The 21,081-nt window shown below is 68.3% G+C and carries 21 protein-coding genes and 1 tRNA gene; 11 read left to right on the top strand and 11 right to left on the bottom strand.

Going from position 1 to position 21,081, the window contains the following annotated elements:
• Positions 1-14: 14 nt before the first annotated feature.
• Entirely contained in the window at positions 15-893 is an 879-nt protein-coding gene (locus J2Y58_RS06430) for a VOC family protein (protein ID WP_310100373.1), read from the bottom strand.
• A 157-nt stretch (positions 894-1,050) separates the two neighbouring features.
• On the opposite strand from J2Y58_RS06430, the gene J2Y58_RS06435 reads away from it, so the two are divergent.
• Together J2Y58_RS06435 and J2Y58_RS06440 are read left to right on the top strand one after the other, a co-directional pair.
• Complete coding sequence (locus J2Y58_RS06435; protein ID WP_310100374.1) at positions 1,051-2,535, top strand: carotenoid oxygenase family protein; 1,485 nt, start codon at positions 1,051-1,053, stop codon at positions 2,533-2,535.
• A gap of 25 nt (positions 2,536-2,560) precedes the next feature.
• Positions 2,561-4,030 (top strand): aldehyde dehydrogenase family protein, encoded by a 1,470-nt coding sequence (locus J2Y58_RS06440; RefSeq protein WP_310100377.1) that lies wholly within the window; start codon positions 2,561-2,563, stop codon positions 4,028-4,030.
• An 18-nt stretch (positions 4,031-4,048) separates the two neighbouring features.
• Here J2Y58_RS06440 and J2Y58_RS06445 read toward each other — a convergent pair whose 3' ends face one another.
• Positions 4,049-4,807: an IclR family transcriptional regulator C-terminal domain-containing protein gene (locus J2Y58_RS06445; protein ID WP_310100380.1), complete on the bottom strand. Its 759-nt coding sequence runs from the start codon at positions 4,805-4,807 to the stop codon at positions 4,049-4,051.
• A 57-nt stretch (positions 4,808-4,864) separates the two neighbouring features.
• On the opposite strand from J2Y58_RS06445, the gene J2Y58_RS06450 reads away from it, so the two are divergent.
• Positions 4,865-5,452 carry a hypothetical protein gene (locus tag J2Y58_RS06450; RefSeq protein WP_310100384.1) on the top strand — a complete coding sequence of 196 codons (588 nt, stop codon included), beginning with the start codon at positions 4,865-4,867 and terminating at the stop codon, positions 5,450-5,452.
• Positions 5,453-5,526: 74 nt separating this feature from the next.
• On the opposite strand, the gene J2Y58_RS06455 is transcribed toward J2Y58_RS06450, so the two are convergent.
• Complete coding sequence (locus J2Y58_RS06455; protein ID WP_310100387.1) at positions 5,527-5,937, bottom strand: SgcJ/EcaC family oxidoreductase; 411 nt, start codon at positions 5,935-5,937, stop codon at positions 5,527-5,529.
• Complete coding sequence (locus J2Y58_RS06460; RefSeq protein WP_310100390.1) at positions 5,934-7,199, bottom strand: GGDEF domain-containing phosphodiesterase; 1,266 nt, start codon at positions 7,197-7,199, stop codon at positions 5,934-5,936. Before J2Y58_RS06460 ends, J2Y58_RS06455 begins: the two co-directional genes overlap by 4 nt.
• A gap of 109 nt (positions 7,200-7,308) precedes the next feature.
• On the opposite strand from J2Y58_RS06460, the gene moaA reads away from it, so the two are divergent.
• From moaA to J2Y58_RS06480, 4 genes are all read left to right on the top strand, one after another.
• Positions 7,309-8,319 (top strand): GTP 3',8-cyclase MoaA, encoded by a 1,011-nt coding sequence (gene moaA, locus J2Y58_RS06465; protein WP_310100648.1) that lies wholly within the window; start codon positions 7,309-7,311, stop codon positions 8,317-8,319.
• Positions 8,316-9,095 carry an NAD kinase gene (locus tag J2Y58_RS06470; RefSeq protein ID WP_310100393.1) on the top strand — a complete coding sequence of 260 codons (780 nt, stop codon included), beginning with the start codon at positions 8,316-8,318 and terminating at the stop codon, positions 9,093-9,095. Before moaA ends, J2Y58_RS06470 begins: the two co-directional genes overlap by 4 nt.
• 66 nt (positions 9,096-9,161) lie before the next feature.
• Positions 9,162-9,236: transfer RNA gene (locus tag J2Y58_RS06475), tRNA-Asn, on the top strand.
• 161 nt (positions 9,237-9,397) lie between these two features.
• Positions 9,398-10,006 (top strand): CC0125/CC1285 family lipoprotein, encoded by a 609-nt coding sequence (locus tag J2Y58_RS06480; RefSeq protein ID WP_310100395.1) that lies wholly within the window; start codon positions 9,398-9,400, stop codon positions 10,004-10,006.
• A 228-nt stretch (positions 10,007-10,234) separates the two neighbouring features.
• On the opposite strand, the gene J2Y58_RS06485 is transcribed toward J2Y58_RS06480, so the two are convergent.
• Genes J2Y58_RS06485 through hisI form a run of 4 tightly spaced genes read right to left on the bottom strand, consistent with a single transcriptional unit; the run spans position 10,235 to position 13,352 of the window.
• A complete protein-coding gene (locus tag J2Y58_RS06485) occupies positions 10,235-12,037 on the bottom strand; it encodes an acyl-CoA dehydrogenase C-terminal domain-containing protein (protein ID WP_310100398.1) in 1,803 nt (600 codons plus the stop codon).
• Between the two features lie 4 nt (positions 12,038-12,041).
• Positions 12,042-12,461 (bottom strand): MerR family DNA-binding transcriptional regulator, encoded by a 420-nt coding sequence (locus tag J2Y58_RS06490; protein WP_310100399.1) that lies wholly within the window; start codon positions 12,459-12,461, stop codon positions 12,042-12,044.
• A 31-nt stretch (positions 12,462-12,492) separates the two neighbouring features.
• Entirely contained in the window at positions 12,493-12,978 is a 486-nt protein-coding gene (locus tag J2Y58_RS06495) for a hypothetical protein (RefSeq protein ID WP_310100401.1), read from the bottom strand.
• Entirely contained in the window at positions 12,978-13,352 is a 375-nt protein-coding gene (hisI, locus tag J2Y58_RS06500) for a phosphoribosyl-AMP cyclohydrolase (protein WP_310100403.1), read from the bottom strand. The genes J2Y58_RS06495 and hisI overlap by 1 nt, the downstream gene beginning before the upstream one ends.
• Before the next feature lie 486 nt (positions 13,353-13,838).
• Here hisI and purF point away from each other — a divergent pair, with 486 nt between their 5' ends.
• Positions 13,839-15,296, top strand: a complete 1,458-nt coding sequence (gene purF, locus J2Y58_RS06505; RefSeq protein WP_310100406.1) for an amidophosphoribosyltransferase — start codon at positions 13,839-13,841, stop codon at positions 15,294-15,296.
• Positions 15,296-16,009 (top strand): SDR family NAD(P)-dependent oxidoreductase, encoded by a 714-nt coding sequence (locus J2Y58_RS06510; protein ID WP_310100408.1) that lies wholly within the window; start codon positions 15,296-15,298, stop codon positions 16,007-16,009. The genes purF and J2Y58_RS06510 overlap by 1 nt, the downstream gene beginning before the upstream one ends.
• Before the next feature lie 3 nt (positions 16,010-16,012).
• Here the strand turns inward: J2Y58_RS06510 and J2Y58_RS06515 are convergent, their stop codons facing one another.
• The 3 genes from J2Y58_RS06515 to J2Y58_RS06525 are packed head-to-tail and all read right to left on the bottom strand — an operon-like array spanning position 16,013 to position 19,506.
• Positions 16,013-17,224 carry a cyclopropane-fatty-acyl-phospholipid synthase family protein gene (locus J2Y58_RS06515; protein ID WP_310100411.1) on the bottom strand — a complete coding sequence of 404 codons (1,212 nt, stop codon included), beginning with the start codon at positions 17,222-17,224 and terminating at the stop codon, positions 16,013-16,015.
• A 12-nt stretch (positions 17,225-17,236) separates the two neighbouring features.
• Positions 17,237-18,577, bottom strand: coding sequence for a deoxyribodipyrimidine photo-lyase (locus J2Y58_RS06520; RefSeq protein WP_310100414.1), 1,341 nt, complete (start codon positions 18,575-18,577; stop codon positions 17,237-17,239).
• 8 nt (positions 18,578-18,585) lie between these two features.
• Positions 18,586-19,506: a histone deacetylase gene (locus tag J2Y58_RS06525; protein ID WP_310100417.1), complete on the bottom strand. Its 921-nt coding sequence runs from the start codon at positions 19,504-19,506 to the stop codon at positions 18,586-18,588.
• A gap of 42 nt (positions 19,507-19,548) precedes the next feature.
• Here J2Y58_RS06525 and J2Y58_RS06530 point away from each other — a divergent pair, with 42 nt between their 5' ends.
• The gene (locus J2Y58_RS06530) at positions 19,549-20,511 is read left to right on the top strand and encodes an alpha/beta hydrolase (RefSeq protein ID WP_310100420.1); all 963 of its coding nucleotides are present in this window, start codon (positions 19,549-19,551) and stop codon (positions 20,509-20,511) included.
• 31 nt (positions 20,512-20,542) lie between these two features.
• Positions 20,543-21,073, top strand: a complete 531-nt coding sequence (locus J2Y58_RS06535) for an RNA pyrophosphohydrolase (protein WP_310100423.1) — start codon at positions 20,543-20,545, stop codon at positions 21,071-21,073.
• Positions 21,074-21,081 lie beyond the last annotated feature (8 nt).

A 21,081-nucleotide genomic window follows, 5' to 3' on the forward strand; every position in this document is an offset into this window, starting at 1 on the left:
TTGATGGGAAGGGATCAGCTGCGCAGCAGACCCTGGCCCCAGCTGTTGAGGGTGCGCTGCTCGTGTGGCCACCGGCCTGCGGGCCGATCGTGGCCGACGGTTTCCAGCTCGGCGGAAATCTCGATCCAATTGCCGTCCGGGTCGTGGACGAAGATAAACAGGTTGTTGCCGGGTCCGTGGCGTCCGGGACCCCATTGGATGACCACATGCTCAGCCGCCATGTGGTCGCCCCAGTCGCGGATCGCGTTCCAGTCTGTCGTCTCGTAGCAATGGTGGTCGAAACGGCTCTCCGCCGCCAGGAACACCGCAAAGCTGTGATGCTCCTCGCTGCACCGGAGGAACGAGGTCCGCACGTCGCCTTCGCCATCGAGGACGTCGTCGGACAGGGTGAAGCCCAGGACGTCGACGAAGAACCGCACGATCGCCTGCGGATCGCGACTCGCCATTACCACGTGCTGCAACCGCGCCGCCGGGGTCGGGGAAGCGACGTCGGCGTCGTCCGCGTCGGGCGGGTCGCCCGCGATGCCGAAGACGAAGCGGTTGCCGTCGGGATCACGCACCGTCACCGCGTCGTCGAACAGCGAAGTCGCGCCGTTCTCGGCGTCTAGCCCGGCGGCGACGATGCGACGACGCAGCGCTGCCAGTTCGGCCGTGTCCGGCAATGCGAAGGCCGCCGCTGCCAGCGTGCGTCCAGCGCCCGGCACCAGCAGCAGCTGGCGATCGGGCCCCGTCGCGACGAAGGCGTCGCCGCGGGGCGTGACGCGATATCCCATCGCGCGCCGGTAGAAATCGGCGCTTACCGCCGGGTCGGTGCAGGCGATCTCCAGATAATGGAGGCGTGCGACGAGCGTATCCGCCGGGCGCCCCCACCGGTCCTTCGAGAACAGAAACATGGCATCCTCCTGCGATCGCTCCCCTGACCCACAGCAGAAGGGCGCGCGTATTTCCTATAATACCGGAATTATGTTGTCAAAGGGGAGGCCGGAAAGTAGGGTGGTCACTGCCAACTTGCCGGCCCGTATGCAGTCGGGCGGTACGGAGTTCGAGACGATGAGCTTGCGATTCCCGTCCACCCCGGACTTCCTCGGTCCGCTTTACGCCCCCTCGCGCTTCGAAGGCGGCGTGCACGATCTGGAGGTGACGGGATCGATCCCGCCTGCGTTGAAGGGACGGTTCGTGCAGGTCGCGCCCGACCCGATCTATCCGCCGATGCTGGGCGACGACATCTTCTTCAACGGCGATGGCGCGGTGACGGCGTTTCGGTTCGCTGACGGACATGTCGACCTACAGCGCCGCTACGTCGAAACCGATCGCTTGAAGGCGCAGCGGGCCGCACGCCGCTCGCTCCATGGCCTGTACCGCAATCCCTACACGAACGATCCTGCCGTCGAGGGATTGAGCACCGGCACCGCCAACACCAACGTCGTGCCATTCAACGGCATGTTGCTGGCATTGAAGGAGGACAGCCTGCCCGTCGCGGTCGATCCCGAGACGCTGGCGACGATCGGCAGCTGGGATTTCGGGGGGCAGATCCGCAACACGCCGTTCACCGCGCATCCGAAATTCGACCCGGGCAACGGCAATCTGCTGGCATTCGGTTATGAGGCCGGCGGCCTGGCCTCGCGCGATCTGGTTTATTACGAATTCACCGCCGACGGGCACAAGATCCGCGAAATCTGGGTGACTGCACCGTATGCAGGGATGGTGCACGACTTTGCGGTGACCGAGCGGTTCGTCGTCTTCCCGGTCCTGCCGGCCACCGCAGATCTGGAACGCATCCGCGCCGGCGGTCTCCACTTCGAGTGGCAACCCGATCTGGCGTTCCAGTTTGGCGTGATGCGACGCGATGGCGACGGATCGGACATCCGCTGGTTCACAGGCCCGAACTGTTTCCAGGCCCATGTCCTGAACGCCTTCGAGGAGGGCGAACGCCTTCACCTCGACATGCCCTCGGCCGATGGCAACGTCTTCGCTTTCTTCCCGGAAGCGGGCGGTGGTGCCCCCGCTCCCGAGACGCTGCGTTTCGAGCTCGCGCGCTGGACCCTCGATCTTCGATCGAACGCGAGAGACGCTATCCACGCCACGCTGATGGACGCGCCGTGCGAGTTTCCGCGCTGCGACGACCGGGTCGCGGGGCGGCCGTACCGCCACGGTTTCATGCTCGGGCTCGACATGCGCGAATATGCGATCGACCGCCTGGGACCGCCGGCATGGCAGTTCTTCAACCTGCTGCTGCACGTCGATGTCTCCACCGGGGCGGTGCAGCGCTGGGTGGCGGGCGATGCGGAGTGTTTCCAGGAACCGACCTTCGTTCCGCGCGCCGTCGATGCGGCGGAGGGGGACGGGTACATCCTGGTGCTGGTCAATCATCTGGAAACCAGCACCACCGAGCTGGTGATCCTCGAGTCGCTGGCGATCGCCGAAGGGCCGGTCGCGCGCGTCGCCCTGCCGATGCGGCTGCGCATGAGCCTGCATGGCAATTGGCTGCCCGATACGGACGACGATCGCGCAGTCGCCCCCAATCATTCCGCCTGAGCGGCCGCGAACACGGAGTTCCGACATGACCGACCTTCATTACACCGACCTCGATCGGCAGTTCATCGACGGACGCTGGGTACACGGCAATGCCGGCGAGACGCTGACCAACCGTAATCCGTTCGACGACACCGTGCTCAACACGATCGCGCTGGCGAGCGTCGCCGATCTCGACGGCGCTTATCTGGCGGCTGAGCGCGCGCAACGGTCGTGGCGGCTCACCGGGCCGAGCGAGCGGGCTGCCCTGTTCCTGCGCGTGCTGGCGATCGTCGACGCCCGCAAGGACGAGATCATCGGCTGGCTGGTTCGCGAAAGCGGATCAACGCTGCTCAAGGCAACAATCGAATGGGGCGCCATGCGCGGCGGGGTGATGGAGGCGATTACGCTGCCGTCCCGTGTCGAGGGCAAGATCATGCCGATCGATCAAGCGGGCAAGCAGAGTTTTGTTTTCCGAGAGCCGTTGGGTGTGATCGGCGTTATCAGCCCTTGGAACTTCCCGCTTCACCTATCTCATCGCTCGATCGCCCCAGCCATCGCACTGGGCAACGCTGTTGTTGTCAAACCAGCCGAGGACACGCCGGTCACCGGGGGGTTGCTGATCGCCAAAATCTACGAGGAGGCGGGGCTACCCGCGGGCGTTCTCAACGTCGTGGTTGGCGATGTCGCAGAGATCGGCGACGCGTTCACACTGCACCCGGTGCCCAAGCTGATCTCGTTCACCGGGTCGACCCGTGTCGGAAAGCACATCGCGGGCCTCGCGGCAGGCGGCAAGCAGCTGAAGCATGTCGGCCTCGAACTGGGCGGAAACGCGCCGATCGTGGTGCTCGACGACGCCGATCTCGACCTTGCGGTCCGCGCTGCCGCCTTCGCACGCTTCCTGCACAATGGTCAGATCTGCATGAGCGGCAATCGCATCATCGTCGCAGACAGTCTGTACGACACGTTTGTGGATCGCTTCGTCGCCCATGTCAGCGGCTTCACGACGGGCGACCCGGCCAACCCAGCGACGATCATCGGCCCACTCATCAACAGCAAGCAACGCGACGCCGCGATCCGCAACATTGCTGCGGCGCGCGACGCCGGCTTTTCCGAGCGGCTGAGTGGCGACATCGAGGGGCTGATAGTTCCGCCGCACATCTTTGCCGGCGTGCCTAACGACAGCGCTTTCGCCCAAGCCGAACAGTTCGCGCCCGTCGCCCCGCTGATCCGGGCGCGGAATGAGGAGGAGGCGATCCGGTTGGCCAACGCGACGGAATTTGGCCTGTCGAGCGCGGTGTTCACGCGCGACGTGGGCCGCGGCATGCGTGTCGCCCGGCGGATCGAAGCGGGGATGACGCACGTCAACGACATTTCCGTGCAGGACAGTCCGTTCAACATGTTCGGGGGCGAGAAAAACAGCGGCGTCGGGCGATTCAACGGGGAATGGATCGTTTCCGAATTCACCACCGATCACTGGATCACTGTGCAGGAGACCCCACGCGCCTATCCGTTCTGAGCGCGTCCGGCGGCGGGATCAGGTGGCGGCGATCGCGCGGGTGATCGCCTCACCCGCCTCTGACACCGCTTGTCGCGCTGTGGCCAGCCGATCCTTATCAGCGCGAAATGGCGCGGCCTTCACTACCAGCCCGACGCTACCCAGCACGAGTTCGTCACCGTCGAACACGGGAGCGGAGATGCCCATCATACCCTCATCGAGCTCCCCCTCGGTCATCACCACCTTCTGGCTGCGCAGCCATCGTATATGACCTTTGAACGCCTCCCAGTCGGAGCCGAGCCCCGCCGCAGCAATCTCGTCCGCGTCTGCATCGTAGAAGCGACGCAATTGTCGCCCGGTCAGTTGCGCCAGGATCGCTTTGGAAGCCGCGCCGCGCGCTAGTGGCATGGGTCGGCCACGCTCGTAGCTGATGGCCTCGTCGTCGATGCCGGCGCCATATTGGTCCACGCACATCACGCGGAGGCGGTAGATGCGACACAGCAACCCGGTCACGTCGCCGCCTGTCGCCGCGACCAGACCCGGCAGCACGGAGCGCGCGGCGTGGATCAAGGGATCGAAGCGGCGCATCAGCCGGTCAAGCTCGATCACCGCGGGGCCGATCGTGTAGCGCCCGCCCCGCTGCGATACCAGCAGCCCGGCGTCGACCAGGCTACGCACATATTGATAGGCGGTGCTTCCCGACAGAGACAGCCTGACCGCTACCGCCTCGACCGTCCACTCCGGCTGCTCCACCGTGAACAGGCTCAGGATGGATAGTACCTTGTCGGCAGTCGCCATGTTGCATTCCCTTGTCTGCCGATCGGCGTTGCGACGTCCGGTCAGCTTCCTAGCATCATGACGGGCGCGCGTAAGCCGTCGACGATCAGCGAAACGACCATCAACTCCGTTATCCGCGTCACCGCCGTGGTGCTGCTTGTTCCGATCGCGGCGAACCGGTCGCTCTTGACACCCCTGAAGGGCGGCAATGACCGTCATGCTAGTGGCTCAGCCAACGCCCGGCCTTCTGCTGGACGGTCAGGGGCGCGGATCGCAGGGATGCTGACCGATGCCGGCACGGACCTCGTCATCCTGCGCCTGGCGGGCATGAGCGCAATCCCGGCACTGGCCCTGCTCCCCGGATGGTTATGCATCTGCGCGGCATGCGGCAGTATGAACCGTCACTTCCGCAATGATGCCTTCTTCCCAGCCGGCTATTCAGGGGCGATTGTCATCTCGTTCCGCTTCATTGATCGCGTCGCCGGTCCGAACGTGGCGTTGGCCCGCATCTTGTGCACGATCTCGGGACCTTCACATACGCCCTACTTGCGACCGGCGCCGCCCGAGATGCCGGCGGACAGCCGCCGCCAGTCGCCACGGCATCGGTGGCCACGGCGCGGAGCGGCCGATCGTCGATGTCGCCCTGTACCGTCCTCAACGTCGTAGGCACCCGCCGGATAGATGCCCTGCCCCGCGGCGGCCCGCCGAAGAGATCGAAGGTCGAGTACTGTCAAAAAAGCCTAGCTGCTATGGTCGGAGATGATCTTCCACCCGTCCTTGCGACGTTCAAACAGCAAGGTCGTCAGCCCGGTCTGCGGCGCACCGGTCGTCGGGGTCAGCGTCCAGCGCGCGACGTGCAGGACGTGCACCGCGCTCAGCGGTCGCCACGCGAGCGGCTGGAAGCTCAGGCGACCGCGGATGTTTCCGCCGCCCGTGAAGCTCCGGGCATACCGCTCGGCGATTGCTGGCTTCCCGCGCACCACCTTGTCCCCGGCGACATAGACGGCGTCGGGCGCATAGATGGCGGTGAAGCGCGCGAGATCGCCGGCGTTCCAACCGGCCGCACTATCGGCCATCGCGGCATTGATCGCGACTTGCGGAGCGATCGCGGCCGCCGCGGCGGCCACCGCGGCGACGATGAGCGGCATCATGATTTTCCCTTCGACGATCCGTTCCCGACCAAGGCGATCAGCGCCGCGTCGTCGAGCGGCCCGGCGCACAGGAACCCCTGGTAATAAGTGCAGCCGCGCGCGGCGAGCAGCAGGCGCTGCGCCTCCGTCTCCACGCCCTCTGCGATCGTCTCCAGCCCCAGCCCCTCGGCAATGCCGAGCACCCCTTGCAGCACGACGCGGTTGCGCGCGTCGCCGACCGCCGCCTGCGTAAGGCTCCGGTCGATCTTGAGATAATCCAGCGGCAGCGTCGCGACATAGGACAAGCTGGAATAGCCGGTTCCGAAATCGTCCAGCGCCACGCGGCATCCGGCCGCCCGCAGCGCCGCTAGCCCGACACCGGCGGCGCGAAGGTTGTCGATCATCGCTTCCTCGGTCACCTCCGCGGTCACCCTGCCTGGCGCGATCCCGGCTTCGTGGACGCGCGCCAGGAACCGGCTGACGAACGGCGTACGCGACAGGTCGGTCGCAGTAACGTTGACCGCGATCCGCAGCCCCGACAGGGCATCGGGCCAGTTCGCCGCGCGACGCAGCGCCAGCGCCTGGACATGGTCGGACAGCGCGTTGCCCAGCCCTGCGCGGTCCGCCGCCGCCAGCAGCGTCTCCGCACCCAGCACGCCCAGCCGTGGATGCTGCCACCTCGCCAGAGCCTCCACCCCGACGATCCGGCTATCGATCAGATTGACCTGCGGCTGAAAGCGCACGTCGATCTCGTCGCGCTCCATCGCCCGGTGCAGATCGGCGGCGAGCGCCGCCAGCGGGACGCCGCTGCCCTCCGCCGCGACCCGCGTCGTCGCACCCTCGGACGCCCGCGCGTGCGCCAGCGCCTCCGCCGCACGGCGCAGCAGGTGATCGAGCGCCTCGTCGCCAGTCATCCGCGCCACGCCGATCCTGGCGCCGAGATGGACCGTCTCGTCACCGACGCGGAACGGATGCTCCAGCGCCCGCTCGACGGCGTCGACCGCGGCGTCGCCGACCTGCGCATCGCCGGAGACGATGATCGTGAACGTCGCGCCGCTGCGCACCGCCGCGCTGTCGAACTCGACCAGGGCCCCGGACAGCCGCGCGTCGATCGCATCGACCAAGTGGTCGCCGGTGGCGCGGCCGTAGGCCGCGTTGACGATCTCGAAGCTGGTGGGCGCGACCGTGACGGCGGTTACGCCGTGGGTGGCGTGAGCGACCAGCCTGACCTGCTCCTCGCTGGCCGAGCGCTCGCCGCGCCGACGACCGGCGGCGCGCTGCATGGTTCGTGTCTGACGCTCCATGCCGCTTTGGTAAGGCGCGACGCGCGAGCGGGCAATCCGATCTTGCGGCGCGATGAACGACTCAATAGCGTCGGGCGTTGTGACGGCGATGACTCTGAACGACAGCCCGGCCATGCCGCTCGTAGACGGCTTCGGCCGTACCATCCGCTACCTGCGCGTGTCGGTGACGGATCGCTGTGACCTGCGCTGTCGCTATTGCATGGCCGAGCACATGACCTTCCTGCCGCGCGCGAAGATCGCGACGCTGGAGGAGCTGGCGATCATCGCCGAGCGGTTCGTGGTGCGCGGGGTGCGCAAGGTGCGCCTGTCGGGCGGCGAGCCGCTGGTACGGCGCGATGTCATGCAACTGGTGCAGCGCTTGGGGCGGCATGTCGGCGGCGCGCTCGACGAACTCACCATGACGACCAACGGAACGCGGCTGCGCGAGCACGCCGGCGCTCTCTTTGATGCCGGACTGCGGCGGTTGAACGTCAGCCTCGACAGTCGCGATCCGGCGCGCTTCCGCCACATCACCCGCCACGGCGAGGTCGCGCAGGTGCTCGACGGCATCAAGGCGGCACGCGACGCCGGGCTGGCGATCAAGATCAACATGGTAGCGCTGAAGGGCGTCAACGAGGACGAGATCGCCGCCATGCTCGACTGGTGCGTCGCGGAAGGGCACGACCTGACGCTGATCGAGACGATGCCGCTGGGTGCGGTCGACGAGGACCGCACCGATCGTTTCCTGCCGCTGACCGTCGTGAAGGAGCGGCTCGACCAACGCTTCACGCTGGCGCGCGACGCCGCGCAGACCGGCGGGCCGGCGCGCTACTGGCGGGTCGACGGCGGTGCGACCCGGCTTGGCCTGATCTCGCCCCTGACGCAGAACTTCTGTGACGGGTGCAATCGCGTTCGACTGACGACAGAGGGGCGGCTGTATACCTGCCTCGGACATGACGACCATCGCGACCTGCGCGCCGCGCTGCGCGAGGGCGGGGTCGAGGGCCTGGACGCCGCGATCGAGGACGCGCTGAGCACCAAGCCGCGCCGGCACGACTTCCGTATCGGGCGCGGCGACGCCCCCGCGGTCGCGCGCCACATGAGCGTGACGGGCGGATGACGCAATATCCGCGGCGGGCGCTGGTCGCCTCGCCCACCGCCGCGGCGCAGGCCGCACGCGCGGAGCTTGCCGACGCCTGGGACTGGTGCATGATCGATGAAGCCGATCTGGTCGTGGCGTTGGGCGGCGACGGGTTCATGCTGCAGACGCTCCATCTGTTGCTGGAGCGGCGCCGGGCGGCGGTGCCGGTCTTCGGGATGAATCTGGGCACCGTCGGCTTCATGATGAACGAGTGGCGGCGGCACGACCTGGACGGTCGGATCGAGCGGGCGCGCGCCTTCAAGGTCACTCCATTGACCGCGACGGCGATCGGCCATGATGGGCGCATCCATACGATGCCGGCGATCAACGAGGTGTCGTTGCTGCGCGAGACGCGCCAGACCGCCAAGCTGGAGGTCCGGATCAACGACCGTGTCGTGCTTGAGGAGCTGTCATGCGACGGCATCCTGGTCGCGACACCGGCCGGATCGACCGCCTATAACCTGTCGGCACACGGGCCGATCCTGCCGCTGGGATCGCAGATGCTGGCTTTGACCCCGATCAGCGCGTTTCGCCCCAGGCGCTGGCGCGGGGCGATCCTGCCCGACCGCACGCGCGTATCGTTGCGCGTGCTCGACGCGGGCAAGCGCCCCGTGTCGGCGGTCGCCGACCAGCGCGAGATCCGCGACGTGGCGCAGGTCGACATCGCGCTGGACCGCGCGCGCGAGCTGACATTGCTGTTCGATCCCGAGCATGCGCTCGACGACCGCATCACGATGGAGCAGTTCGTCGCATAAGACAGAAAGATGAAATAAGGGTCTTGCGCGCCAAAAATCCGGCTTTATAGACCCCCTCCACGACGTTCCCTGATAGCTCAGCGGTAGAGCTCTCGACTGTTAATCGAGCGGCCGTAGGTTCGAATCCTACTCAGGGAGCCACTTCTTTTCTGTTAGAAGACCACGAGCAGCGATCCTCGCGCTTGCGCCGCATCAGTCTGATAGCGTCGTCTTATGCGGAGCGTTTCCGTTCATCGCACGTTCCACTCACCTCGGCTATGCGACGATTCGTCGCACCGCCTTGGTGCGTCGGAGAGTACGCCATGATGAAGAAGTTCGGCCGCTCAGCCTTGGTCGTGGCGCTGGCGGCCAGCACGACGCTGGTGGCCGCGTGCGCTACAGAAACTGCCTACCGTCCCGCCACCGGCACCGGTTTCTACCGTACCGGCTACAGCGACCTGCGGATCGAGCCCAACCGCTACCGCGTCACCTTTGCGGGCAACACCGTGACCGACCGTGATGTCGTCGAGCGTTACCTGCTCTTCCGGTCGGCGGAACTAACCCTCCAGAACGGCTACGATTATTTCGTGATGGCGGACCGTGACACCGACCGGCAGGCCCGCACCTATTCGACGCCAGGCTTTGGCGGCGGATGGGGACCGGGGTTCGGCGCATGGGGCGGCGGACTGTGGGGGCCCCGCTGGGGTTTCTACGGCCGTGGCTTCGGTTACCGCGCCTGGGATCCGTTCTGGGGTGGGCCGTGGGGCGGTTGGGGAGGTGGTCAGGACATCCGGACCGTCGACCGCTATGAGGCGTCTGCCGAGATCGTGATGTTCAAGGGGACGCCGGAGCGCGGAAATGTCCGTGCTTTCAATGCGCGCGCGGTAGTCGAGTCGCTGGGGCCGACGATCCGGTTGCCCAAGGCGTCGTAATTTCGACACCATCGGGTGGCGAACGGGGCACCGATCGGAGCGATCGGTGCCCTTTTTCGTGGGAAAATAGCGGGCTCGGTGCGCTGAGAGAGTGCCTTTTGCCGGCGTCGGGGTGGTGTTGGGGGCGAACGGTGCCGTGCTGCCATGCCCCCTCCCCAACCCCTCCCCCGGAGGGGGAGGGGCTTTACTGTCGCGTTTGACGACGGACCTTCCCCGATCAGGGCCGCGTCAGGCCGCGGCGAACATTTCCGGCGGGAGCGCCATGATCGCTTCGGCGCCGCCCTCGATCTGGCGGCGGAACGAGCCGGCTTCGGGGAGGACGCGCTCGGCATAATAGCGGGCGGTGACCAGCTTGGCGTCGAGGAAGGCCGCATCGCCCTCGCCCGCTTCCTTCAGCTTCGCGGCGGCGGTCGCCATGCGCAGCCACATCAGCCCGACCGCGACGGTGCCGACCAGGTGCATGTAGGGCACCGCGCCCGCGCCGACGTTGTTGGGGTCCTTCATGCCGTTGGCGAGGAACCACATCGTCGCCGCCTGCAACTCGCCCGCCGCCTTCTCCAGCCGCTGCGCGAAGTCGGACACCGCCGGGTTCGCCTTGCCCTCGGCGATCTCGGTCATGACCAGCCGCCCGAACGCCTGCACCGCGCGGCCACCGTTCTGCGCGAGCTTGCGCCCGACGAGGTCCATCGCCTGCACGCCGTTGGTGCCTTCGTAGATCATCGCGATCCGCGCATCGCGGACGTATTGCTCCATCCCCCATTCGCGGATGTAGCCGTGGCCGCCATAGACCTGCTGCGCGTTGGTCGCGATCTCATAGCCGCGATCGGTGCCCACGCCCTTGATGACCGGGGTGAGCAGCCCGAGCAGGTCGCCCGCCAGCTGGCGGTCCTCCTCGGCATCGGCGTTATGCTCGAGATCGGCCTGGAGCGCCCCCCACAGGCACAAAGCGCGCAATCCCTCGGTCCACGCCTTGCCGTCCATCAGCATGCGGCGGACGTCGGGGTGGACGAACAACGTGTCCGCCTTCTCACCCGGCTCCGCAGGGCCGGTCAGCGCACGGCCCTGACGCCGGTCCTTCGCGTATTGCACGGCGTTCTGATAGGCAGTCTCCGCGACGCCGAGCCCTTGCAGACCGACGCCGAGGCGAGCGGCGTTCATCATGATGAACATCGCGGCGAGACCCTTCATCTCCTCGCCGACCAGCCAGCCGGTCGCACCGTCATAGTTCATGACGCACGTCGAGTTGCCGTGGATGCCCATCTTGTGCTCGATCGAGCCGCAGGTGACCGCATTGCGCGCGCCCAGCGAGCCGTCGTCGTTCACCAGCACCTTGGGCACCACGAACAGCGAAATGCCCTTCGAGCTGTCCGGCGCGCCGGGCGTCTTGGCGAGCACCAGATGGATGATGTTGTCGGTGAGGTCGTGCTCGCCGGCCGAGATGAAGATCTTGGTGCCGGTGATCTTGTAGCTGCCGTCCGCCTGCGGCTCGGCGCGGGTGCGGATCAGGCCGAGGTCGGTGCCGCACTGCGGCTCCGTCAGGTTCATCGTGCCGCCCCATTCGCCCGACACCATGCGGGGCAGATACTTCTGCTGCTGTTCCGGCGAGCCCTTCACCACCAGCGCGGCGATCGCGCCGTGGGCGAGGCCCGGGTACATGGCGAACGCCATGTTGGCGGAGATCATATATTCCTGGAACGCGGTCGAGACGACGTGCGGCATCCCCTGCCCGCCGAACGCCTCCGGCGCGCTGAGCGTGCCCCAGCCCGATTCGACGAACTTGGCATAGGCTTCCTTGAAGCCCTTCGGCGTCGTCACGCTGCCGTCCTCGTGACGGGTGCAGCCTTCCTGATCGCCGGACTGGTTGAGCGGGAACAGCACCTCGGCGACGAAGCGCCCGCCCTCCTCCAGCACCGCCTCGACGGTGTCGGGGGTGGCGGCGGCGAAGCCAGGGACGTTGGCGTAGCGATCGAGTCCGACGACGTGTTCGAGCACGAAGCGGGTGTCGCGGATCGGCGGCGTATACTGCGGCATCGTCTCACTCTTTCCTGATTGGGTCGCCACCGAGCACGTCGACGAACTCGGTCAGCTCGGTGATGGCGGCGTCGATGTCGTGCTTCTGCTGTTCCAAGGCGGCGATGCGGTCGCGGCAGCGCTGGATCGCAACCGCGCGCTGCGTCTGGCGGCCGTCGCCCAGATCGTAGAGGTCGATCATCTCGCGGATGTCGGCCAGGCTGAACCCGACGCGCTTGCCGCGCAGGATCCACGCCAGCCGCGCACGATCGCGATGCGAGTAGATGCGGACCAGCCCGCGCCGCTCCGGCGCGATCAGTCCTTCGTCCTCGTAGAATCGCAGCGCGCGCGGGGTGACGCCGAACTCGGCCGACAGGTCGGTGATCGTGAAATGCTCACGATCGGGTCGCGGAGAGACGACGGCATAGGCAGCAGAAGCGCTCATGGATGTCACCATACTTCCCTTTACGTGAACGTCAATCGGCACACAGCAATTTGCCGTCCGCGCCGCGCAGCCGCGCTGCCTCCCCCGCCGCCTCGCTCAGCCGGTCGAGCGCGAGCGCATCCAGCGTCGCGCGGCCCTGGCAGACGGTTGCGCAGGCCACAGGGGTCTGCGCGGGAAAGGACATGCGATCGCCATCCCGCGTGGCGGTGAAGCGGCAACCGCCGCCGAGGTCGACCGTCAGGTTGCGCTTCCCGCGCGCCTCGCCGTGCGCCAGGCAGCGTTGCCCGCCGCCGTAATCGACGCTGACGCCGATCCGGTAGCGCGGCGCGGCGCCGGTCAGGCACGCGCGGTCCTCCCCCGCGGCATAGACGCCGGCCGCGTCGGCGGCATCGGCGACGATCCCGACGTTGCGCGCCGCGGCCTCCAGCGCGCGGCCCGCCGCCGCATCGTCGACGGGGTCGGCCGGCTGCCCGCACGCGGCGAGCAGCACGAGCAGCACGCCGGGGGCGAGACGCATCAGTCGATCCGCTCCAGCCCCGAATCGGTCACGCGCCGGTAGAAGCAGCTCGGCGCGCCGGTGTGGCACGCCGGGCCGGCCGGATCGGCGACGATCCACAGCGCGTCCTGATCGCAGTCGACGCGGATCTCCACCACCCGCAGCACGTTGCCCGACGTCTCGCCCTTCTTCCACAGCCGCGCGCGGCTGCGCGAGAAGAAGGTCGCCTCGCCGGTGGCGCAGGTCGCGGCGATCGCCTCGTCATTCATATGCGCGACCATCAACAGCGCGCCGGTCGCGCGGTCGGTGACGACCGCGGTCACCAGCCCGGCGGCATCGAACTTCGGGCGGAAGGTGGTGCCGGTTTCGCGGTCGAGGGCTGTGGGATCACTCATCGCGGCGTCTTACGCGCTCTCCCCTGGATAGGGGAGAGGGATAGCGCCGTTTGGGGGTGGCGGTATCCAGCGAGCCGTTGGCGCGCGCTCGCCGACGCGAGCGCCAGCCCGCACCCGGCTGCGACGAGAACCGATCGACATCCAGGCCAGCGGCCCGAATGGACCCCCGCCGTCATTCCCGCGTAGGCGGGAATTCAGACACGCTTCGCTCGGTTGTAGAGCCGCGACGTCAGAGGTTCTGGATCCCCGCCTGCGCGGGGATGACGGTAATCGGCGAGAGGATGACGGTAATCGGCCGGGGAGGGGCGATAATCGGCCAGGGAGGGTCCATGTCGATCGGAGCCACGCCCTTGCTGCGCCGATCCGCCTCTCAACAACAAACGGCGGCCCAGAACGCGCGATGTGCCGCAACGGGTCCCGCCGGTTGATGACATTCTCGCGACGCTCGCTATATGCGGCCCCGCACAACGCGAGCCCCCTACGCTTATGCTGACCACACATCCGTTCGACGACGACCACCTGCACGAGGAATGCGGCATCTTCGGCGCTTCCGGCTCGGAGGGTGCGGCCGCGCTCGTCGCGCTGGGGCTCCATGCGTTGCAGCACCGCGGGCAGGAAGCCGCCGGGATCACCAGCTTCGACGGTCACGTCTTCCACACGCATCGCGCGATGGGGCATGTCGCGGGCAATTTCGACCGCGACGACGTGATCCGCGCGCTGGCCGGCGATGTGGCGTGCGGGCACGTGCGTTATTCGACGACCGGCGAGACCGCGCTGCGCAATGTCCAGCCGCTGTATGCCGAGTTGCAGTCGGGCGGGTTCGCGATCGCGCACAACGGCAACATTTCCAATGCGATGCGGCTGCGGCGCGAGCTGGTGCGGCGCGGGTCGATCTTCCAGTCGACCTCCGACACCGAGACGATCATCCATCTGGTCGCGACCAGCCAGTATCGCACCCTGCTGGACAAGTTCATCGACGCGCTGAAGCAGGTCGAGGGCGCCTATGCGCTGATCGTGATGACTCCGGACGGCATGATCGCGTGTCGCGATCCGCTGGGCATCCGTCCGCTGGTGATGGGCAGGCTGGGCGAGACCTATATCTTCGCCAGCGAGACGGTGGCGCTCGACGTGGTCGGCGCGACGTTCGAGCGCTCGGTCGAGCCGGGCGAGCTGGTGATCGTGCAGAACGGCGAGCTGCGCTCGATCCGCCCCTTCGAGCCGGTCGCCGCGCGGCCGTGCATCTTCGAATGGGTGTATTTCTCGCGCCCCGATTCGATCGTCGACGATCATTCGATCTATTCGGTGCGCAAGAACATCGGCGCGCAGCTGGCGATCGAGGCACCGGTCGATGCTGACCTCGTCATCCCGGTGCCCGATTCGGGCGTGCCGGCGGCGATCGGCTATGCGCAGGAATCGGGTATTCCGTTCGAACTGGGGATCATCCGCTCGCATTATGTCGGCCGGACGTTCATCCAGCCGGGCGACAAGGTCCGGCACCTGGGCGTCAAGTTGAAGCACAACGCCAATCGCGCGCTGATCCAGGGCAAGAAGGTCGTGCTGATCGACGATTCGATCGTGCGGGGCACGACCTCGCTGAAGATCGTGCAGATGATGCGCGAGGCGGGCGCGGCAGAGGTGCATATGCGCATCGCCTCCCCGCCGACGCGGCACAGCTGCTTCTACGGCGTCGACACGCCCGAGCGCGCGAAGTTGCTGGCGGCGAAGCTGGACCTCGGCGGGATGACCGACTTCATCCATGCCGACAGTCTGGCGTTCGTGTCGATCGACGGGCTGTACAAGGCGCTGGGCGAGGCGCAGCGCGCGGCGGGCAAGCCGCGATATTGCGATGCGTGCTTCACCGGCGACTATCCGACGACGCTGACCGACCATGACGAATCGAGCGCGGTCGACCAGTTGGCGATGCTCGACGAGCGGGTGATTTGATGGCGGGCGCGCAGCGGCTGAAGGACCGGCTGGCGCTGGTCACCGGTGCCAGCCGCGGGATCGGCGCGGCGACCGCGATCGCGCTGGCGGCGGAGGGCGCGCATGTCGTGCTGACCGCACGCACCGCCAAGGGGCTGGAAGAGGTCGAGCAGACGATCTTCGACGCCGGCGGGTCGGCGACGATCGCGCCGCTGGATCTGGCGCAGAGCGATTCGATCGCGCGGCTGGCCACCGCGATCGGCGAGCGGTGGCAGGCGCTGGACGTCTTGGTGCTGAACGCAGGGATGCTGGGCACGCTGGCGGCGGTGCCGGCGATCGACGCCAAGGAACTGGCGCAGGTGCTGACGCTGAACGTGTCGGCGCAGGTGGCGATGATCCAGTCGTTCGACGCGATGCTGCGGCGCTCGGACGGCGCACGGGTGATCGGGGTGACCTCCTCGGTCGGACGAACGCCGCGGGCCTATTGGGGGGCGTATGGCGCGTCGAAGGCGGCGTTCGAGACGCTGCTCGAGGCATATGGCGACGAGATCGCCGAGGTCAGCAAGATCCGGGTGGCGGTGCTCGATCCGGGCGCGACGCGGACCAGGATGCGCGCGCGGGCGTATCCGGGCGAGGACCCGGCGTCGGTGAAGGCGCCGGAAGTGGTAGCGGAGCGGATCGTGGCGCTGGCGGTCGAGGGGTTCGGGGTGAACCACCGCGAGCGGGTGGGCTGAGGATCAGTCCTTCACCAGCGTGACCTGCATCACGTCGATGCCGCCGCCGCGAAAGCCGCCCTCGCAATACATCAGGTAATAGCGCCACAGCCGCTGGAAGCGCGCGTCGAAGCGCGCGGGCAGGCGGCCGTCGCGCGCGGCGGCGTCAAAGCGGTGGCGCCAGTCCTTCAGGGTTTCGGCATAGTCGCGCCCGAAGCGGTGCTCGTCGTGCCACGACAGGCCGTGCGCGGCGGCGAGCGTGCGGAAGCGGCTGGCGGAGAGTAGCGAACCACCGGGAAAGACGTAGCGCTGGATGAAGTCGGCGCTGCCACTGTAGGCGTCCCAGATATCGTCGGCGATGGTGATGAACTGGAGCGCGGCGCGGCCGCCGGGCTTCAGCACGCGCGCGATCGTGGCGAGATAGGCGGGCCAATATTCGGGGCCGACCGCCTCCACCATCTCGATACTGGCGACCGCGTCATAGGTGCCGCGGGTGTCGCGATAGTCGGTGAGCGCGACGGTGACGCCGGGGAGGCCCTGCGCCATGACATGGTCGCGCTGCTCGGTCGACAGGGTGAGGCCGTGGACCGCGACGCCGTGCGCGGCGGCGGTGGCGGCGAACGAACCCCAGCCGCAACCGATCTCAAGGATGCGCTGCCCGGCGGTGGTGGCGGTGCGGGTCAGGACCGCGTCGAGCTTGCGCTGCTGCGCCGTCTCCAGCGGTTCGCCGTCGGCCACGTCGAGCGCGCTGGAATAGGTGAGCGTGGCGTCGAGCCACTCGCGGTAGAAATCGTTGCCGAGGTCGTAATGCGCGGCGATGTTGCGGCGCGCGCCGCTGCGGTGGTTGCGGCGCAGGCGGTGGCCGAGCCGGACGGCGAGCCGCGCAACGTGCTTGGCGCGCGCGACATTGCCGAGCGCGGCGCGGTTGCGGACGAACAGGTCGAAGATCGGGACGAGGTCGGGGCTGGTCCAGTCGCCCGCCTCCCACGCCTCGTACCAGCCGATCGATCCGGCGGTGACCAGCCGCCGCAGCGCGCGCCAGCGGACCAGCCGGACGATCGCGACCGGCCCTGGCGCATGCCCGCCGAGCAATCGGCGCGTACCGTCGGGCAGGTGCGCGTCGATCGCCCCGGCGAGCAACCCGCGATCGATGCGGTCGAGGATGCGGTGGTAGAGCGGGGCGAGCAGCCGCGCGCGGTGCGTCGGCGGGATCGGATGAGTGGTGGCCGCGTCCATGGCGGACGCGCCCTATCGCACCTTCCTGCCCGCCGCCAGCGCGCGTTCGCGGGCCTCGCGGTGGCCGATCAGCTTGGCCGGATACGCCGCAGGGCGGCAGCCGGCGGCGTCGGGATCGTGGATCGCCGCATCGGGGAGTTCGGCGAGTTCGGGGACCCAGCGGCGAATGTAGCCGGCGGCGTCGAACTTCTCGCTTTGGGACAAAGGCGCCATGATCCGCCCGAACATGTTGGCGTCGATCCCGGTGCCCGCCACCCATTGCCAGTTGACGGCGTTGTTGCCGTAGTCAGCGTCCACCAGGCAATCCCAATACCAGCGCTCGCCCTCGCGCCAGTCGATCAGCAGATGCTTGATGACGAAGGACGCGGCGATCATGCGCACGCGATTGTGCATCCAGCCGCTCTGCCACAGCTGGCGCATGCCGGCATCGACGATCGGATATCCGGTGCGGCCCTGCTGCCATGCCTTCAGGTCGGCCGTCGCGTCCCTGCCGGTGCGCCACGGCAGCCTGTCGAAGGCCGGGCGGCCGTTGCGATCGGCATAGTCCGGGAGCGCGAGGACAACACCGTCGGTGAAGTCGCGCCACGCCAGTTCCTTGCGAAAGGTGACGTCGTGCGCATCGGTGGCGTGCCAGACCGCGCGCGGCGAGACCTCGCCGAAGTGGAGGTGCGGCGACAGGCGCGAGGTACCGTGCTCGGAGGGCAGGTTGCGGCGCTCGTCATAGCCGTCGAGGGCAAGCGCGGCGACCTTGTGGCGCGCCTCGTCCTCGCCGGGTGTCCAGTCGAAGCCGCCCGACCAGTCGGGCGTTGTCGGCAACAAATGCCAGTCGGCGAGCATCTCGCTCTCGGGCCAGCGATCGGGTGCGGGGATCGTGCGCGGCGCATCGACCGGACGCTCGGGTGGGAGATGCTCCTGCAATCCCTTCCAGAAGGCGGAATAGATGCGGAACTGCCCGCCGGAGCCGGTGGTGACCCGTTCGGGCGGGGCGAGGTGGTTGCCGTCGTGGAGGCACAGCCGTTCGCCCAGCGCCGCTTCGGCCTTGCGCCACCATGGTTCGTAGTGGCGGATCGCGTGGATCGCGCCGGCGCCGGTCCGCTCCATCAGCTCGGTCAGGATCGCGACCGCATCGCCGCGGCGCAGGATCAGGCGGCTGCCCTTCTCCGCCAGCGCGTCGCCGAGCGCCTTGAGGCTGTGATGCAGCCACCAGCGCTGCGCCCCGCCGATCCGCCAGTCGCCGGGGGCGTCGTCGTCGAGGATATAGACCGGGATCACCGCGCCTGCCTGCGCAGCGGCGACCAGCGCCGGTTGATCATGGAGGCGCAGGTCCTGCCGGAGCCAAAGTAGATTGGTCATCGCGGCGGCTACGAACGATCGCCGGCACCGGTTCCCGCGAACGCCGCCGCCAGGGTTTCGATGACGCGGACGTGGCGCGCGGCGATCGCCATCACGTCATCCCCGTATCCGCCCCCGACGGTGACGGCGAGCGGGGCGCCGGCAGCGATCGCGAGGCGCGCGACCAGTCGGTCGCGGCGGTCGAGCCCGTCCTGGGTCAGCGCCAGCCGGCCGAGGCGGTCGCCGGCGAACGGATCGACCCCGCCCTGGTAGAGGATCAAGGTCGGCTGCCACTCGGCGATCAGCGGTGCGAGCGTCTCCTCCAGCACCGCCAGATAGGCATCGTCGCCGATCGAATCGGCGAGCGGGACGTCGAGCGTCGAGCGCGCCTTGCGCACGGGGAAGTTCTTTTCCGCATGGATCGAGTAGGTGGCGATCTGCGGATGGCCGGCGGTGAGCGCCGCGGTGCCGTCGCCCTGATGGACGTCGACGTCGACGATCAGCACGCGCGCGGTGGTCCCCTCCTCCACCAGTCGCAGCGCGGCGACGGCGAGGTCGTTGAACACGCAATAGCCCGCGCCGGTGTCGGCGAGCGCATGGTGGCTGCCGCCCGCCGTATTGGCGGCGAAGCCGTGGTCGAGCGCAAGACGCGCGGCGAGATACGTGCCGCCCGGCACCACCTGCGCGCGGCGTGCCACCACCGGCGTGACAGGAAAGCCGATCCGGCGCGCCTTGGCGGCGGGTACCTGCGCCGACAGCACCTCGGCGACATAGTCGGGGTCGTGCGCGACCTCCAGCCATTCGCGCGGCATCGGCTCGGGCTCGAACCAGGTCAGCGCGTCGCCGCGGGCGCGCAGCAGGTCGCGGATCGCGCCGTTCTTGCCCCAGCGATAGGTGCTGCGCGCCGGTGCCTCGGTGACGTAATCGGGATGATGGACGATGGCGATCATCATCCTAAGATAGGAAGGCGCGTCCCCGCGCAGGAGTATCGCATGACCGAGCCTGCCCCCACGCCGTTCGTCCGCCCCGACGTGGCGACGTTCCTGGCGTATCTCAACAACCTGCCCGGCCCGCGCACGTATGAGATGACGCCCGCGCAAGCGCGCGCGGCGATGCTGGCGATGAGCGACGTCGCCGACCTGCCCAAGGGCGAGCTGGCGGTGCGGCGCGACGTGACGATCCCCGGCCCCGCCGGACCGATCGCCGCGCGGCTGTTCGATGCGCGCGAGACGCGCGCGCCGGGCCCCGCGGTTGTGTTCTACCATGGCGGCGGCTGGGTCGTCGGCGACGTCGACACGCATGCCAGCTTCACCGCGGAGATGGCGCGGCAGCTGGACCTGCCGGTGATCTCGGTCGACTATCGCCTTGCGCCCGAAGCGCCCTTCCCTGCCGCGGTGGAGGACGCCGAGGCGGCGGCGCGCTGGGTCGCAGGGAGTCCCGCCGAACTGGGCCTCGCCGTCACCGGATTGGTGACCAGCGGCGACAGTGCGGGGGGCAATCTGGCGATCGTCGTCGCGGCGGCGTTGCGCGATGCCCCCGCCGCGGTGCCGGTGATCGTGCAGGCGCCGATCTATCCGGCGACCGATGCGACGCGCGATTACGCGTCGTTCGCGGCGTTCTGTGACGGTTACCTGCTGACGCGCGAGACGATGGGGTGGTTCGGCGGACATTACCGGCCGGTCGCGGACGATCCGCGCTTCTCGCCGCTCGTCGGCGAGGTAGAAGGAATGCCGCGCGCGGTGATCGTCGCCGCCGGGCTCGACCCGCTGCGCGACCAGGGGCGCGCCTATGCCGCCGCACTGGCGCTGGCGGGGGTGCCGGTGACGTATCAGGAAGCGGCGGGGAACATCCACGGCTTCATCACGCTGCGTCGCGCGATCCCGTCGAGCCAGCAGGACGTGGCAGCGTTTCTGCTCGCCGTGAAGGCGGCGGTGCTCGCCGCCGCGGTGCCTTGATGCCGCCGCACGCGCAGCCTATCGGACGCGCATGACTGCGCCAGACACCCTGCCCTATCGCCCCTGCGCCGGTGTGATGCTCCTCAACCGCGACGGGCAGGTGTTCGTCGGCCAGCGGCTCGATAACGTGCTGGAAGCGTGGCAGATGCCGCAGGGCGGGATCGATCCCGGCGAGGAGGCCGAAGCGGCCGCGGTGCGCGAATTGTGGGAAGAGACCGGCGTGACCGCGGACAAGGTGACGCTGATCGCGGAGGCGCCGGACGAGCTGTTCTACGACCTGCCGCCCGAGATGATCGGCAAGGTGTGGAAGGGCAAGTACCGCGGGCAGCGTCAGCGCTGGTTCCTGTTCCGCTTCGAGGGCGACGATCGCGACATCCGCATCGACACGCCGCACCCGGAGTTCCGCGCATGGCGCTGGGCCGCGCCCGCCGAGCTGCCGCAGCTGATCGTGCCGTTCAAGGCGCAGCTGTACCGCGACGTGCTCGCCGCCTTCGCGACGTATCTGCCCGATCCTCACCTGCCCGCCCCTCACGGGTCCGGCGACGTGTCGCAGGCGGGCTGAGCCGGCGA

The organism is Sphingomonas sp. BE138 (assembly GCF_031456125.1).
Lineage (GTDB): Bacteria > Pseudomonadota > Alphaproteobacteria > Sphingomonadales > Sphingomonadaceae > Sphingomonas.

Coding starts and splice junctions, on each gene's coding strand:
- purF (WP_310100406.1), top strand. CDS start 13,839: ATGCTGACCACACATCCGTTCGACGACGACCACCTGCACGAGGAATGC.
- J2Y58_RS06525 (WP_310100417.1), bottom strand. CDS start 19,506: ATGATCGCCATCGTCCATCATCCCGATTACGTCACCGAGGCACCGGCG.
- J2Y58_RS06470 (WP_310100393.1), top strand. CDS start 8,316: ATGACGCAATATCCGCGGCGGGCGCTGGTCGCCTCGCCCACCGCCGCG.
- J2Y58_RS06495 (WP_310100401.1), bottom strand. CDS start 12,978: ATGCGTCTCGCCCCCGGCGTGCTGCTCGTGCTGCTCGCCGCGTGCGGG.
- J2Y58_RS06485 (WP_310100398.1), bottom strand. CDS start 12,037: ATGCCGCAGTATACGCCGCCGATCCGCGACACCCGCTTCGTGCTCGAA.
- J2Y58_RS06490 (WP_310100399.1), bottom strand. CDS start 12,461: ATGAGCGCTTCTGCTGCCTATGCCGTCGTCTCTCCGCGACCCGATCGT.
- J2Y58_RS06455 (WP_310100387.1), bottom strand. CDS start 5,937: ATGATGCCGCTCATCGTCGCCGCGGTGGCCGCCGCGGCGGCCGCGATC.
- J2Y58_RS06515 (WP_310100411.1), bottom strand. CDS start 17,224: ATGGACGCGGCCACCACTCATCCGATCCCGCCGACGCACCGCGCGCGG.
- J2Y58_RS06430 (WP_310100373.1), bottom strand. CDS start 893: ATGTTTCTGTTCTCGAAGGACCGGTGGGGGCGCCCGGCGGATACGCTC.
- J2Y58_RS06480 (WP_310100395.1), top strand. CDS start 9,398: ATGATGAAGAAGTTCGGCCGCTCAGCCTTGGTCGTGGCGCTGGCGGCC.
- J2Y58_RS06520 (WP_310100414.1), bottom strand. CDS start 18,577: ATGACCAATCTACTTTGGCTCCGGCAGGACCTGCGCCTCCATGATCAA.
- J2Y58_RS06450 (WP_310100384.1), top strand. CDS start 4,865: ATGACGGGCGCGCGTAAGCCGTCGACGATCAGCGAAACGACCATCAAC.
- J2Y58_RS06535 (WP_310100423.1), top strand. CDS start 20,543: ATGACTGCGCCAGACACCCTGCCCTATCGCCCCTGCGCCGGTGTGATG.
- J2Y58_RS06440 (WP_310100377.1), top strand. CDS start 2,561: ATGACCGACCTTCATTACACCGACCTCGATCGGCAGTTCATCGACGGA.
- J2Y58_RS06530 (WP_310100420.1), top strand. CDS start 19,549: ATGACCGAGCCTGCCCCCACGCCGTTCGTCCGCCCCGACGTGGCGACG.
- J2Y58_RS06510 (WP_310100408.1), top strand. CDS start 15,296: ATGGCGGGCGCGCAGCGGCTGAAGGACCGGCTGGCGCTGGTCACCGGT.
- J2Y58_RS06445 (WP_310100380.1), bottom strand. CDS start 4,807: ATGGCGACTGCCGACAAGGTACTATCCATCCTGAGCCTGTTCACGGTG.
- J2Y58_RS06460 (WP_310100390.1), bottom strand. CDS start 7,199: ATGCAGCGCGCCGCCGGTCGTCGGCGCGGCGAGCGCTCGGCCAGCGAG.
- J2Y58_RS06435 (WP_310100374.1), top strand. CDS start 1,051: ATGAGCTTGCGATTCCCGTCCACCCCGGACTTCCTCGGTCCGCTTTAC.
- moaA (WP_310100648.1), top strand. CDS start 7,309: ATGACTCTGAACGACAGCCCGGCCATGCCGCTCGTAGACGGCTTCGGC.
- hisI (WP_310100403.1), bottom strand. CDS start 13,352: ATGAGTGATCCCACAGCCCTCGACCGCGAAACCGGCACCACCTTCCGC.